Origin of the sequence: uncultured Veillonella sp. (assembly GCF_963551295.1) — a bacterium.
Taxonomy (GTDB): domain Bacteria; phylum Bacillota; class Negativicutes; order Veillonellales; family Veillonellaceae; genus Veillonella.
The window spans coordinates 15,421-30,949 of record NZ_CAUVFT010000005.1; the positions used below are offsets into that span (position 1 = coordinate 15,421).

Consider the following 15,529-nt stretch of genomic DNA (forward strand, 5'->3'; position numbering starts at 1 on the left):
GCATCACCATTATATCATTTAGATTTTTATAAACTAAACTAGATGGACTATCTTATATAGCTAATAGGCTTACTACCATTTTGAAAATAGTATCTATCTTTTTCTAAATAGTAACTATCTTTTAGACTTTAATTAGTCTTCGATACCAGTTTTTTTAACTATTCATCCTCTTTAGGTTTGCACTCACGGCGCATCATGGAATACGGTTCAAGTGGTGTATCCATATAGATACGTACTTTCATTTGTGCATGAGGTGCTACATCGATAGGATTGCCATCTTCATCTGTCATTTTTTCGATAACAGTTTCAACGAGTTCCCCTTTCGGTTGGCAGAATTCTACCTTATCGCCCACCTTGAAGTTATTACGTTGTTCAAGATCAACGTATTTTTCTTCTTCGTTGTAGCCTATAACTAAACCGATGAAGTCATGGCTCTGCGTATTCGTAGATTTACCATAGTTTTGAGCCGTTTCATCAGGACGACCTTCTGCAAAGCCATCTGTATAAGGACGATGGGAAATCTTCTCTAATTCTGCAATCCATTCTGGACGAACATACCAATCTTTACCTTCTTTAAGATATGTATCAATCGCTGTACGATATACTTTTGCCACTGTGGCACAATAATGAACTGATTTCATACGCCCTTCGATTTTAAGGCTATCAATACCAGCTTCATAAAGATCTGGAATGCGGTGAATCAAGCACAAGTCTTTAGAGTTAAAGATATAGGTGCCATGTTCATCTTCTTCGATTGGGTAATATTCACCAGGTCGATTAGATTCTACAAGAGAATATTTCCAACGGCAAGATTGAGAACATTGACCACGGTTAGCATCGCGATTACCTGTCATATAGTTAGACAATAAGCAGCGACCGGAGTAAGAGATACACATAGAACCATGTACAAAGGACTCAATTTCAATATCTACATGGTCCTTCATTTCTTTAAGGTCTGCTAAGGATACTTCGCGAGCCGCTACAACACGTGTGGCACCAAGTTCTTTCCACATCTGAACTGTATACCAATTCGTAGTAGAAGCTTGTGTACTTACGTGAAGCTCTAAACCTGGAGCTACGCGCTTAGCAAGGCTGAAAATTCCCATATCTGCAACGATGATAGCATCAATACCGATACTTTCAAGGAATTTCAAATAGTCTTCTAAACCTTCAAAGTCCTCGTTGTGAGGAATGATATTACATGTAACATGAATCTTTTTGCCATGCGCATGTACAAATTCTACAGCTTCCTTTAATTCCTCATCGGAGAAATTAGAGTTACCTGCGCGCAAGCCAAAACGTTTACCTGCGCAATATACGGCATCCGCACCATAGCGAATAGCCATTTTAAGCTTGTCCATATTACCTGCAGGACAAAGCAATTCCATAAAATGTTCTGCCATTATTTGTTGTGCCCTTTCCACACACTCACACTCATACCATCACCCATGGGATAAATGGTGGTGTTAAACAATTCTTTATTTTCAACATATGTTAAGTATTCTTGTAACCGTTTTACGATAGTTTTGAACCGTTTTGGCGGTTCCTTATCGCCCCTTACATAGCCTCTAAAGAGTACATTATCTGCAAGAATGACGCCCCCTTCTTTCACATGCGGCAGAATAAGTTCAAGTTGTTTTAAATATTGCCCCTTTGGCCCATCTAAAAACACTAGATCGTATTCGCCTGTGAGTTCCGTTAAGACTTGAGACGCATCGCCTTTCAGCAATGTAATTTTATCGGTATAATCGGATTGGTTAATATAGTATTTCGCCATTTCATAGCGCACATCATCCAATTCAATGGAGGTAATATGCCCGTCCTCTTCGTCGAGTAATGGTGCCATCAACAAAGCGGAGTAACCAATGGCTGTGCCCACCTCTAACACAGAGGTGGGCCGGTATAAACCTATTAATTCTTCAAATAGATGAACCTCAGATTCTCGTAAAATCGGCACATCATTAATCATCGCGTAAATACGCTGTTCATTTAAAATATCATTTAATATCATGAAAGTAGATTAAATCTCCTACATTATCTATTGTTAGTACCACTAGGAACTACCAACGTAGAGCGTTCAGCCGGATTTGCAGATTCTACCTGAATTTGTGGTGCTTGTTGTGCATTAGGAATAACGTTCTGCATCGATTCAGGTACAGGTGTCGTCGTTGGTACATACGTATTGGTATTTGTATTATTTCCATAGGATGGAGCAGTTTGCGTAACTTGCGTCGATGATTGATTTTGTGTTGAACCTGGTACAGGATCTGGGACCTCAGCCGCTGGAACTGTAGTTGGTGTGTATTTATAACTAGGTTCTACATCAACATATTGAGAATCTGCTTCCACTGCTTCTGCAGAACTATAATTATAATTAGGCTCTGTAGTCGCTACTGCTACGTCATAGTTAGGACCAGCTTGTGCAGCTACTTCAGTATTAGCAGAAGAATTTTTTACTGTGTCAGCGCCATAAATTTTATTAACCTCTGCTAAATGTTCTTCGTATGATTTAGAGAAGTGATTATGCCCCTCTTTATCTGCTACGAAGTATAAATAATCTGTATTTTCAGAGTGTAATACTGCATCTAAAGCTTTTTTACCAGGGTTTGCAATTGGTCCTGGTGGTAAACCTTTAGATACATATGTATTATATGGGCTTTGCAATTGTGTATCACCAATCGTTACATTTTCCTTTGCATAACCAAGTACATAGGAAATAGTCGCATCAGATTGCAATGGAATACCATGAGCTAGACGCTTTTTGAATACCCCTGCAATGGTTGGACGGTCTGCATCAAATAACGACTCTCGTTCAACGATAGACGCCAAGGTTACAAAGTCATGAATACTCATATGTTGAGCTTGAATTTGTTTCTTCACAGCTGGTGTGAGATAACGATTCATTTCATCAGCCATCATTTGAATAACATCACGAGGTGTAGCCCCTACGGGGATTTCATATGTACTTGGGAACAAGAAGCCTTCTACAGGATATGTAGCAGGTTTTGTGCCTTTCATGTATGGGTATGGTACATAAGTTTTAGCTTCAGCCAAGAAGTCCTTCGCCTTCATGATTTGATTCTTTTCAAGAACGATAGCGATATCCCCAACTGTATAGCCTTCAGGAATTGTAACACGAATAGATTCTACATGACCTTCTTGTAACAAAGAAATGAGTTCGTGCACAGTTACCTTATTAGGTATTTGATAATGGCCAGTTTGAAGCTTATCATTGGTACCACTCAAGTATAACCAAAGCTTAAAGCCTTGAGTTGAGCGAATAAGCCCCCTTTCAAAAAGCATATCTGCAATTTCAGTACCAGTTTGACCTTTTTCTATAACGACTACTTGTGTTCCATCATCTTGAGCAAAGGTATTCGGTACAAAGTACAATGCACCAAGGCCTCCACCAATAATTAATATACCTACAATAACTAGGATCAAAATATATCTTAAGGCTTTTCTCACGTTGTTGAGTTCCTTTCTGTAACATAACAGTATATCAATTCATTATACCATAAACTCTATATTTCCCCTATATAAAAGGGCAATGATTACGCTTATTACATTTTATGCAATATATTAATTTTGTGAATTTGTTATGCCTTTAGCATAAATGAAGTCTCGTCTTTGTACAACAATGATAATGTATAACAAAATAAAAATAGCGCATTGTCCACTGACAATACGCTAAATTTATGCTAAAAACGATTATTCGTCTTCATCCATGTCTTCATACAATTTTACTAGAGTTTCAAAGTTTTCATCTTCTTCATCCAAAGGTACGTATTCTTCTACGCCTTCTTCGTTTGTTTCGATGCGAGCCAAGATCATGTATGTGTCATCTTGACCTTCATGATCAGCATCTTCATCTTGTACATGTACAAGAACGGCATACTCTTGACCTTCATGACTCAAGATAACATCTTCTGTGAAGTATTGTTTATTACCATGTTCGTCTTCGAATTCCAAATAATACACTTCACCTTCAAAATTTTGGTCAACCATTGGAAACCCTCCTTAAAGAAAATACTTATTTATTAAACTGCAAGCGATCTAAGTATCCTTGCAAAATTACAACCGCTGCCATTTTATCGATAACGGATTTACGCTTTTTACGGCTCACGTCAGCCGCAATGAGTTGACGTTCAGCCATAACAGTAGATAACCGCTCATCCCAATATGTAACAGGTAAATCGATGACTTCCTTCATCTTTGCAACGAATTCTTCAGTCTTTTCAGCCCGTTCACCTTTTGTACCATTCATATTTTTCGGCATACCTACCACTAGTTCATGTACTTCATATTCAGAAATGAGTTCTTGTAAGCGATTAAAGTCTTTTTCTAGAGATGTTCTACGAATGGTTTCAATACCTTGTGCTGTCATGAGCAGTGCATCGCTACAGGCAATACCAATAGTACGGCTGCCTACATCTAATGACATAATTCTCATTATAGTTGTTTAGCCTTTGCGTATTCTTTCAACAGTTCTTCAATCAAGTCATCACGCTCTAAACGACGGATATCGGAACGCGCATTATTATAACTTGTTATGTACGCAGGGTCTCCAGAGATTAGATACCCTAAGATTTGATTAATTGGATTGTAACCTTTTTCTTGAATAGATTGATAAACACGCGTAAGCACCTCTTCAGCGGTCATCGGTTCATCGTCTACTTTACGGAATAACATGGTTTCATCTGAAACGTTCATCGTATCCCTCCTTTTTATTACATCGGCAGATTTCACCATAAAAGTGAAATCTCACCTACTATTATACTTGAATTAAAGCTACAAAGTCAGTAACTTTTTATGCATTATGAAAAATTTCTATAACAGATACAAGTATAATTATAAAATTATATGCCTATTGTAACATAGATTTTAAGGCTTCACCACCAGCTTTTAATGCTTCCATCAATTTAGCTGGCTCTTTACCACCTGCTTGTGCCATATCTGGACGACCACCGCCATTACCACCAGCTACTTGAGCAGCCGCTTTAACGATATTACCAGCTTTTGCACCTTTAGCAACGACATCTTTGGATACTTTACATACAAAGTTTACCTTGTCATCGCCCATAATAGCACCTACGAGTACTACGCCAGAGCCATTTAATTTATCAAGACCCATATCAGCTAAATCTCGTAATTCATCAATAGAAGATGCTTTTACAGCAGCCCCTACAAACTCTACATCACCTACCATAACTTTACCAGCAATAATGTCAGCAGCACCCGCAGCAGAAACCTCTTTACGAATTTGTTCTAATTCTTTTGCTGTTTCTTTAGCCTCCGCCAATACTTGATGTAAGCGTTCCTCTACTTGAGGAGCTTTAGTTTTAAGCTCACCCGCCATGCGTTCGATAGTCAAACGATCTTGTTTTGCTGCATCGAGAGCTGCACGACCTGTAATAGCCTCAATACGACGTACACCAGAGCCGATACCAGCTTCAGATGTTAATCGGAAGGAACCAACGAATGCGGTATTTCCTACGTGGGACCCACCACACAATTCAACGGAGAATCCTGGGACCTCAACAACGCGAACCACATCGCCATATTTATCACCGAAAAGCGCCATAGCACCTTTTGCTTTTGCTTCATCCATGGACATTTCAGCAATGGCAAGATCAGTTGCTTTAAGTATCTCTTCGTTTACAAGTGCTTCGATTTGATCAAGTTCCTCTTGCGTTACAGGGGAGAAATGGGTGAAGTCGAAACGCAAGTAATCTGGAGTTACTAAAGAACCTGCTTGGTTTACATGCTCACCTAAGATTTGTTTCAAAGCAGCATGTAACAAATGGGTCGCTGTATGATTGCGAGCCATTGCTGCACGGCGATTTGTATCCACTTCAAGAGTGACATCATCGCCTTCAGAGATGGAGCCTTCTACAACAGTACCGATATGATATACAGTGCCTTCTGGTAAACGTTTAGTGTTATGAACCTCTACTTTACCCATTGAGCCTACAATAAAGCCTGTATCGCCTAATTGTCCACCCCCTTCTGCATGGAATGGAGTCGTACGTACGATGATAGTAATTTCATCACCGTCAGCAGCTGTTTGTAAACGTTCAGCACCTTTACCTATCATCAATACAGAAGATGCTTCTACAGCCTCGTCCTCAAGAAGTTCTTCGTCTTTCAAGAATGTAATATCCGGTGTTGCTACCTTTGCATCTTCTTTAACACGGGCTTCACGAGCGCGTTCACGTTGCTCTTTCATAGCAGCTTCAAAGCCTTCATGGTCGATTGTAAAACCACGTTCAGAAGCGATTTCCTCTGTTAATTCCCAAGGGAATCCATAGGTATCATATAGTTTGAATACTTCAGAACCAGGAACTACAGTTGCCTTTTCAGCGGCTAATGTATCGATTAAGGAGTTTAATAACTCAAGACCTTGTTCCAAGGTTTGGTTAAAGCGTTCTTCTTCGTTTTGAACCACGCGTTTAACGAAGTCTTGTTTCTCAGCAATAGATGTAATACCAGGGCCAAGGATGTCTACAACTACATCAATAAGTGGTGTTAAGAAGATACCTTCAATACCAAGTAAACGGCCATGACGTACAGCACGGCGTAAAATACGACGCAATACGTAGCCGCGACCTTCGTTGGATGGCAATACGCCATCGGAGATCAATGCAGTGACAGCACGAGCGTGGTCAGCGATAACTTTTAAAGAAACATCTGTATTTGGATCTTCGTTATATGTAACACCAGCGCGTTTTGCAGTGGCTTCGATGATTGGGAAAATCAAATCGGTTTCAAAGTTTGTTTTACAGCCTTGTAATACAGAAGCCAATCGTTCAAGACCGGCGCCTGTATCGATGTTTTTATGTTGTAATGGTTCATAAGATCCATCTGGCATTTTATTGAATTGAGTAAACACTAAGTTCCAAATTTCAAGATAGCGATCGCAATCACAGCCTGGCGCACAATTAGGGTCATCACAACCATGTTCAGGACCTTGATCAAAAAAGATTTCGCTATCTGGACCACATGGGCCTTCGCCAATTTCCCAGAAGTTATCTTCGAGACGCGTGATATGGCTCTCTTCTACACCACAATCATTATGCCATGTATCATATGCCTCTTGGTCATCTGGATATACAGTAACATATAATCTATTTTTATCGAGTTTAATAACCTCAGTTAAAAACTCCCACGCCCAATGAATAGCTTCTTTTTTAAAGTAGTCCCCGAAAGAGAAATTCCCCAACATTTCAAAGAATGTATGATGCCGTGCTGTACGCCCTACGTTTTCAAGGTCACCGGTACGCATACTTTTTTGGCATGTTGTAATACGACGACAAGGAGGTACCAATTTACCTGTAAAGAAAGGCTTCAATGGCGCCATACCTGCCCCGATCAATAACAAAGACGGATCGTTTTCTGGTATAAGAGAAAAACTATCTAATTTTAAATGTCCTTTACTTTCAAAAAACTGCAAGTATGCTTGACGCAGTTCATTACCCTTCATGTGTATATTCCTCCTAAAATTATTTACTCTTCATTATAACTCAAAAACGATATAAAATCTATCAAAAACATTGAGATTATGCGGAATTCACGCACTTTCACACCAATCCAATCAGACCGTGAATGATATAAATTTTAATCCATATTTTTTACAATAAAAGTAAAGGTCAAATTTAGTCAATGCTAGTTAAATCGTAGATAATAAACATAAAAAGAGGTTATACAAATCAACAAAACAAAATTGATTCGTATAGCCTCTTTTATAGCTAGTTATTAAATTAGCGTACAACGCGTTTTGCGCCGATGTAACGTTCACCCCAATAGCCAGTATCAAGATCTGCTACTGCAACACCACGACTGGAAGTGGCGCTAATGAACTTGCCATCGCCAATATAAATGCCAGAGTGAGATGGACCTGGTTCATATGTTTCGAAGAATACCAAATCCCCTGCTTTCAAGTTCGCACGAGAAACTTCAACACCTACGTTATACTGTTCATCTGCCAAACGTGGTAAGGAAATACCTTGTTTTTCAAATACATATTTAACATAACCAGAGCAGTCAAAGCCACTTGGAGTAGTACCGCCAAATACATATGGTACACCGCGGTATTTGTCAGCTTCTGCCAAGATTGCGTGAATACTGCTAGGTGTTTCATTTTTCGTAATATTGTTTAATTTAACGTTCTTGCCATTAATGGATTGACCAGCGATACGACGGGATGTCGCGTTGCTGTTTGTAAAAGCGGATTTCGTTGCTACTGCTTTAGTCGCTGCATTTTGAGTCAATACTGCCTTCGTAGAACGAGGAGCACCCATCAATGCGTTATACGTAGCAGGACCTACGATACCATCCACTGGAAGGCCACGATCTTGTTGGAACAAACGAACTGCCCACTTCGTTTCCTTACCATATACACCATTTTTATCTGTAGCATTATAGCCGTGTTTAATTAGTTGTTGTTGAACCGCTGTAACACTTTTGCCCTTATCACCATATTGTAATGTTGTTGCGCCAACCATGGCTGTTGTGGCACACACAAAAGTTAATGTTAATGCCGTTATTTTAACCTTACTATATTTTGACTTCATATGCTTCCTTTCCAAAAAACTTTTAAAGTAAGTTATTTATTCAAAATATACTAACCGTCTATTTATTTGCATTCACAAATACAGCTAGTCTTCTTTGCTCTTGTTGGTATAAGCCTCTGGTGCCATAAAAACATCTGCACTGCTTGGTCCGAGTAACGGAGCCTCTTCATGCTCTTCAAAATTTATAGCTGACTTAACCCAATACAAAGGCCGTTGCTTCACCTCTTCAAAAATACGACCTACATACTCGCCAATAATCCCCAGTCCGACGAGTTGAATTCCACCAATAAACAAGATTGATACGCCCAAGGTTGTCCACCCATTCAAAGCTTGTCCTGTAAGATATACATACAAAAGATGTAAGATGAGCAAAAAACTCATTCCACCACAAAGTACACCTACATACAAGGCCGCCCGTAAAGGCACCCTTGAAAAAGCGGTTACACCATCGAGAGCAAATCGAATCATTTTACGCACACTAAACTTTGAGACACCTGCAAATCGAGGTGGTGCCACAAAGTGCAACTCTGCTTGTCTATACCCTAAGGCGCCAACAATACCGCGCAAAAATCGACCATGTTCTCTAAATCGTTTCAACGTGCCCAATGCTTTACTATTCATGAGGCGGAAATCTGACCCGCCTTCAACAATAGGAACATCGGCCATTTTGTTCATTAGTTTGTAATAATACTTAGACGTGAAAGATTTAGCCCAACTAGCGTCATCAGTTGAATCGCGAATGGTACGCACCACATCATACCCTGATTCCCACAATCGAACTAGTTCAGGAATCAATGCAGGTGGATGCTGCATATCACCGTCCATTGTAATGACTGCATCGCCATGAGCATAATCAAGTCCACATGTAAGTGCCGTTTGATGCCCAAAGTTACGAGCCAGCAATAACACTTTAACATGTTTATCATTGAATGCAATTTCACGTAGTATCATAGCTGACGAATCACTAGATCCATCATCCACGAAGATTAGTTCATAATCATACGTGAGACCTGACATAACATCAGTTACAGCTTTATAAAAGTTCGCTATATTTTCCTCTTCGTTATATACAGGCACTACAATAGAAAGTAACATAAATCCTCCAAAGTATTTTACTCACATATTTTATGTTAATTAGTAAATTAAGGCAAATGCTAAAGGTTAACAATAGGCCTAATAATGTTTATAAAGCCAGTAAATAAGCCATTTCTCTATAAAACACCAACAAAACACTTCATTTATCCTTTATATAACTACAACAAATCAATATTATATTCATTTATTTGCAAAGCTACTTAATAAAGCGACTTATAAAAAATATTTATTTTAATGATATAGAGATAAATATGATTATTTCTGACTTTATTAACTATTAATCAAAAATTTATATGTATTTTTATCACAAATTTACCGAAAACATCTATTTTCATCTATTTTTCATAAAATGGAGACCCGTTAAGGGTCTCCTTTACTATAATCCAGCAGCATCAATCCAAGATTGTAAATCTTCCTCCGCCAGTTCCATATCCTCTATATAAGCACCAGCTACAACTGGATACTTAGCGACCTCTACGGTATGTAAAATTGAGTCATCACGACCATTTTTATAAGTCCCAATCCAGATTCCAGAAAATTGTGATTCATACCATTCTACAGGTTGATCAGTTTCATTAAAGTTAATCGTAATATGACCGCGTCCAAGTGTTTCTAATACTTCAACTTGTTCTTCCTCTGTTAAACCCGTTTTTTCAATATAAATCGAATATGTCTCACCAGTTTCACGCAAATTCTTTAGAGCCAAACGCAACTCATTTAAAACGGCGCGAACATTACCATAATTTTCAATCATAAATACTCCTATACAGAGACTATCTTTACATTCTATAAGCTATCTATATACTATATGAAATTTTCACTTTATGCTTTAGGCTCAGCTACTACGCCCCATTCTCGTAGTACATTCAAAACACGTTTCTTAACCTCAGGCAAGGCGCATTGTACCGGCTCGCTAGGTTCAAAACCAATTTCCAATGATTCCGGCTCTACACCGATAACCACTGCATCTTCTAATGGATCCTCTTGAATAGCACGGATACGTAAAATATCTTGCATTCCTACTTCATGTACAGAAATATGTTCCGTAAAATATTGTTCTAATTCCTTATGAGGAAATTCATATATAGTTCCTGGAGCATCTCCGCCATTAATAGCGTCTACAAGAAGGATTTTCTTCATACCACGCATATACGTAAGTAATTCCATTCCCATAGTGCCACCGTCAATAATGGAAATTGCAGGCGTGAATGTGAAAGATTCTTTCAATTCTTTTACTACATGAACACCTAATCCCTCATCGGTAAGCAAAATATTGCCGACTCCGAGTAGGATAATTTCATTGTCTCCATCATCATAAAGGCTATTTAAATCAATACGCGGACCCTCTGAGTCCGCGTATTGTTCCAAGCCACTGATGATATCAGTACTTGTATTAATCATTTTCTTGTAATTCTCTTTCTCTAGGATCATTAGGATCACTTGGACGGTATGTAGTACCAGATGGTTTATCAATACGTTCCCCACGACGACGTTTACCATTGAGGTCTTCAATATCAATTGGATCATGAGCGTAATATTTCATACCGGAAACCATAGCCGATACTTCGCCCGATTCCTCCATAACATCTTCTCGGAATGCCATATACACGTGAACAATAGTAAAGAACAAGAATCCCCACGCAATGTAGTGATGGATAACATGGACTTTGTATTCCCCACCAAATAATGTAACCACTGGTGAAAATAACATTCCTAGAACACCATTAGGCTCAATCATCGAATACATTGCAAAACCCGTTAAGATTTCAAAGAAGAACATAATGTATACCATCATATACGCAGTTCTAGCTAAGGAATTACGAAGCCAATGATGTTCATGTTTTTGAGGGATCATCAAATAGTGCAATGTAGTTTCTTTAAGACCGTACCAATACCGTTTTTGACGGAATTTAGGCAATAGTCTGTCCCCTCGATTCCAAAGAGCACCGGCAAATCGGAAGATAAAGGAGGATGTTAAGATAACACCCGCAATGAAATGGATACGACGCATAGTTTCCATAGAAAACCAACCATCAATTGCAAAAGTTGGCTCTGGATTACCTGTAATAGCCGAAAACCCTGGATCACCAATATATAAACCAGTCCAGAATAAAGCCGTTACACTAAGCACCATAGTCCAGTGGAATATGCGTAGCCATAAACTAAATACGACATACGCCTTTTTGTCAGTATGTATTAACATAAGTCCACCACCCTTTATTTACACAATGCATCTGTATTGACGGAAACAATTTTTTCGCCTTTTTTATTGTATAAATGGGTTGCACAGGCAAGACATGGGTCGAAGGAGTGAATTACCTTCAAAATTTCAAGTGGTTTGTCTGCAATTTTTACATGTGTATCAATCATAGCATCTTCGTATGCGCCATGTTCATTTGCTGCAGTCTTAGGGCACGCATTCCATGTAGATGGGACGATACATTGGTAATTTGCAGAGCGACCATCTTTAATATGAATCCAGTGACCCAAGCCACCTCGAGGCGCATCTACAAGACCAACACCTTTTGCGTCTTTATCCCATGTATTTGGCTCAAATTTAGTCATATCCGCTACCGCAGTATCACCATTTTTAATATTTTCTACAAGTTTATCGAAGTAATATTGGCTGATGTTAGACGCAACTTGTGCATCAAGGCCACGACAAGCTGTACGTCCTACCATAGTAGTCATCCATACATGAGCTGGTACACCCAATACTTGTGATACTGTATCAATTTGACGAACAATCATAGATTCAGCCCAAGTTGGGTCTTTGATTATGCCTTGTTTTACCTTTGTATACACAACAATATATTTTGCTAATGGACCAACCTCTGCAGTTTTCCCTTTGAAAGTTGGAGATTTAATCCAAGAGTATTTTTTATCTTCATCAAGGAATTCCCATTTTTCTTTTGTACCAGATTTAGGACCTGTAAATTTAGGATCAGTAACACCTTCAATAGGATGAAGTGTTTTTGTTCCATCTGGATATGTAAACCAGGAATGATCAACCTCTTCACTAAGGTATTGAGGATCCATGAAATCTTTACCTTCTAATGGGATAAATGTTGCTTTATCTACACCTAACGCAAAGTTTTCAACAACGCCATTGGAACGAACAATACATTTCTTATGATAGTCACCATTAGAAATACCGGTGTACGTATCATCAGGATAATCGCCATAGGACATAACGCGTTTCTTCGCAAGGCCACCACCATCGATCATACCTTTTTCTACATATATTTTACCGATAGCTAATAGATCTGGCACGTAAAAATTATCAACTAAGTCTTTAGTCAATGCAATAGATTGCTCTACAGCAGCAAGGCGTTGCGTATTAATAGGGGCATTCATATCATTCATAGAAATAGAGCATGGCATGCCACCTACAATGTAATGAGGATGAGGGTTTTTGCCACCAAATACAACATGAGGAATTACAATATCCCGTTGACGATCAAGAATGTTCAAATAATGAGATACGGCCATCAAATGAACTTCTGGAGGTAACAAGTTATAATCAGGATGATCCCACCATTGAGCGGAGAAAATCCCCAATTGACCTGATTCAACTATTTTTTTAACCTTTTGTTGTACAGCCGTAAAGTATGCTGTAGTAGCCTTAGGAAACTCTTTAGGATAGGCTGAATCTTTTGATGCCGTTTCCGCAGGTGCTAAACCGCTCACATTATAAGTTGCTAATACATCATTTTGTAATTGAGCTGTTTTAGCAGGATCTGCACTAAGAGCTGCTATCGGACTAACCCAATCAAGCGCATGTAAGTGATAAAAATGCACGATATGATCATGCACATCTAGACTACTATGCATGATATTACGTATATAATTTGCATTTTTAGGAATTGTAATTCCAATTGCATCCTCTACCGCACGTAATGCTGCCAACGCATGTGTTGTAGTACATACACCACAAATCCGTTGTACGAACGCCCAAAGGTCACGAGGATCGCGATCTTTAGCAACAAGTTCGATACCGCGCCAAGCAGTACCAGAAGACAATGCATCCTCTACTTTACCACTCGCTTCATCAACTTTTATTTCAACCCGTAAATGACCTTCAATACGGGAAATCGGATCTACTACTACGCGTTTCATTAGTGACCTCCTCCATTATTATGTTTCTTTTCATCCCATAAGCCTTGTTCTTTTAAGCGTTTTTCTTCTTTCATATCAAGAATTTTATTACGCGTAAGAGTTGCTGCACCATGAACGATAACCGCTGCAGTGGCACCAACGGCAGCTACTGTACCGATTGTATCAGCAGTTGTGATAGTATTAGCCAATGGAATATCTGGTAATCGTTTGTAGAACACATCATTATCCCAGAAGCCCTTTTCAGAGCAACCAATACACCCGTGACCGGATTGAATTGGATAGGACAAACCATTCCACCAACGTAGATTACCGCAAGAATTATATGTTTGAGGTCCACGACAACCTACCTTGTACAAGCACCAACCAGATTTAGATGCATCATCATCAAATTTTTCAACGAAGAGTCCAGAATCAAAGAAGGCACGACGATAGCATGTGTCGTGAATACGATTGCCATAAAATTGTTTTGGACGACCTTGCGCATCAAGAGGTGGGATTTGACCAAATAATGCATAGTGCATGATTACACCAGTCATAACCTCTGGAATTGGAGGGCAGCCAGGGACCTTGATAATTGGCTTACCAGTTACAACGGAAGATACAGAAACTGTATTTGTTGGATTTGGTTTTGCAGCCTGTATACCACCCCAAGAAGCACAAGAACCATATTCTATGATTGCTGCAGCTCCTTTAGCTGCTTCTAATAGGGATTCTTTAAATGTACGTCCACCTACTGTGCAATAAACACCATCTTCATCAAGTGGTACGCCACCTTCAACAGCCAAGATATATTTACCGGCTTTTTCTTTGATGATTTTTTCTAAATGTTCCTCTAATGGTGCACCAGACGCTGCCGCCAAAGTATCATCATATTCAAGAGAAATCATGTTCAAAATAACATCAGAAGTAAAGGGAGAGGATGAACGGATAAAAGATTCACTACAACCAGTACATTCATGACCATGCAACCAAATCACCGTAGGTAATTCAGTTGTTTCGGCAGCCTTAACAACGGTGTCTAACATCGTTGGAGGTAGACCTAAAATAGCAGTGAGTGCTACACAGGATTTCATAAATGTGCGTCGACTCAAACGGCGTTCTTGGAAGAGTGTCCACAAACTATTTATACGATTCTTCATGGAATATAGCCTCCTTACAACAACTTTGCGCAATATAATTATATTACTTAATAAACTACAACGTTTATGACAGAAATCATTTTTATGAGCTCACTCTATCAGTTTGACGAAGTTCAACCAGCATGATGACAATCATAACTTTACTATTTTATTATATCACTTAACATTTTTGAAAACTATAAAATTTAACAAAAAAGCTGTATATAAGAAATTAACTTTTCTTATATACAGCCTCATGTTATTTATTTTCTACGAATTCCTAGTTATTAATTAGATAACTTCCTTTATTAGAGACTCAAGCATATCTGCTTTTTTATAACCCACAAGGGAATCAAGCATTTTACCATCTCGGAAGAATACTAAGGATGGAATACCATCAACATCTTCTTTTAACAAAATACCTCGAAGATTTTTATCTTCTGCATCAACACTAAAGAATTCTACTTGACCTTTTAAACGCTCTGCTACATCTTCAATCTCTGGACGCATAACGGTACAAGGTTCGCACCAACCAGCCCAAAAATCAACAATAGCTAAACCTTTAGCGCCAAGCACTTTCTCATCAAATTCTTGTACACTAGTAATTGCTGTAATTGCCATGAA

Annotated in this window: 15 protein-coding genes; all 15 read right to left on the reverse strand. The window is 38.8% G+C overall.

Annotated features, from left to right (window positions below):
* Positions 1-158: 158 nt before the first annotated feature.
* The gene (locus RYO55_RS02065; RefSeq protein WP_314983966.1) at positions 159-1,403 is read right to left on the reverse strand and encodes a U32 family peptidase; all 1,245 of its coding nucleotides are present in this window, start codon (positions 1,401-1,403) and stop codon (positions 159-161) included.
* Positions 1,403-2,011: an O-methyltransferase gene (locus tag RYO55_RS02070; RefSeq protein ID WP_119563189.1), complete on the reverse strand. Its 609-nt coding sequence runs from the start codon at positions 2,009-2,011 to the stop codon at positions 1,403-1,405. The genes RYO55_RS02065 and RYO55_RS02070 overlap by 1 nt, the downstream gene beginning before the upstream one ends.
* Positions 2,012-2,034: 23 nt before the next feature.
* Positions 2,035-3,468 (reverse strand): endolytic transglycosylase MltG, encoded by a 1,434-nt coding sequence (gene mltG / locus RYO55_RS02075; protein WP_314983968.1) that lies wholly within the window; start codon positions 3,466-3,468, stop codon positions 2,035-2,037.
* Positions 3,469-3,711: 243 nt separating this feature from the next.
* The gene (locus tag RYO55_RS02080; RefSeq protein WP_008601328.1) at positions 3,712-4,008 is read right to left on the reverse strand and encodes a DUF1292 domain-containing protein; all 297 of its coding nucleotides are present in this window, start codon (positions 4,006-4,008) and stop codon (positions 3,712-3,714) included.
* A 25-nt stretch (positions 4,009-4,033) separates the two neighbouring features.
* Complete coding sequence (ruvX, locus tag RYO55_RS02085) at positions 4,034-4,453, reverse strand: Holliday junction resolvase RuvX (RefSeq protein ID WP_004696363.1); 420 nt, start codon at positions 4,451-4,453, stop codon at positions 4,034-4,036.
* The gene (locus tag RYO55_RS02090; protein WP_004696366.1) at positions 4,453-4,713 is read right to left on the reverse strand and encodes an IreB family regulatory phosphoprotein; all 261 of its coding nucleotides are present in this window, start codon (positions 4,711-4,713) and stop codon (positions 4,453-4,455) included. Before RYO55_RS02090 ends, ruvX begins: the two co-directional genes overlap by 1 nt.
* Positions 4,714-4,867: 154 nt before the next feature.
* Positions 4,868-7,483 carry an alanine--tRNA ligase gene (alaS, locus tag RYO55_RS02095; protein WP_314983971.1) on the reverse strand — a complete coding sequence of 872 codons (2,616 nt, stop codon included), beginning with the start codon at positions 7,481-7,483 and terminating at the stop codon, positions 4,868-4,870.
* A gap of 277 nt (positions 7,484-7,760) precedes the next feature.
* Positions 7,761-8,573, reverse strand: coding sequence for a C40 family peptidase (locus RYO55_RS02100; RefSeq protein ID WP_008714242.1), 813 nt, complete (start codon positions 8,571-8,573; stop codon positions 7,761-7,763).
* Positions 8,574-8,657: 84 nt separating this feature from the next.
* Complete coding sequence (locus RYO55_RS02105) at positions 8,658-9,668, reverse strand: glycosyltransferase family 2 protein (protein WP_004696372.1); 1,011 nt, start codon at positions 9,666-9,668, stop codon at positions 8,658-8,660.
* A gap of 376 nt (positions 9,669-10,044) precedes the next feature.
* Complete coding sequence (locus RYO55_RS02110; RefSeq protein WP_008714244.1) at positions 10,045-10,422, reverse strand: hydrogenase expression/formation C-terminal domain-containing protein; 378 nt, start codon at positions 10,420-10,422, stop codon at positions 10,045-10,047.
* 68 nt (positions 10,423-10,490) lie between these two features.
* Positions 10,491-11,069, reverse strand: coding sequence for a HyaD/HybD family hydrogenase maturation endopeptidase (locus RYO55_RS02115; protein WP_302498308.1), 579 nt, complete (start codon positions 11,067-11,069; stop codon positions 10,491-10,493).
* A complete protein-coding gene (gene cybH, locus RYO55_RS02120) occupies positions 11,062-11,871 on the reverse strand; it encodes a Ni/Fe-hydrogenase, b-type cytochrome subunit (RefSeq protein ID WP_287511120.1) in 810 nt (269 codons plus the stop codon). The genes RYO55_RS02115 and cybH overlap by 8 nt, the downstream gene beginning before the upstream one ends.
* A gap of 14 nt (positions 11,872-11,885) precedes the next feature.
* Positions 11,886-13,787: a nickel-dependent hydrogenase large subunit gene (locus RYO55_RS02125; RefSeq protein WP_295814618.1), complete on the reverse strand. Its 1,902-nt coding sequence runs from the start codon at positions 13,785-13,787 to the stop codon at positions 11,886-11,888.
* Positions 13,787-14,926 (reverse strand): hydrogenase small subunit, encoded by a 1,140-nt coding sequence (locus RYO55_RS02130; protein ID WP_302498305.1) that lies wholly within the window; start codon positions 14,924-14,926, stop codon positions 13,787-13,789. Before RYO55_RS02130 ends, RYO55_RS02125 begins: the two co-directional genes overlap by 1 nt.
* 270 nt (positions 14,927-15,196) lie before the next feature.
* Positions 15,197-15,526 (reverse strand): co-chaperone YbbN, encoded by a 330-nt coding sequence (locus RYO55_RS02135; protein WP_205112493.1) that lies wholly within the window; start codon positions 15,524-15,526, stop codon positions 15,197-15,199.
* Positions 15,527-15,529: the final 3 nt, after the last annotated feature.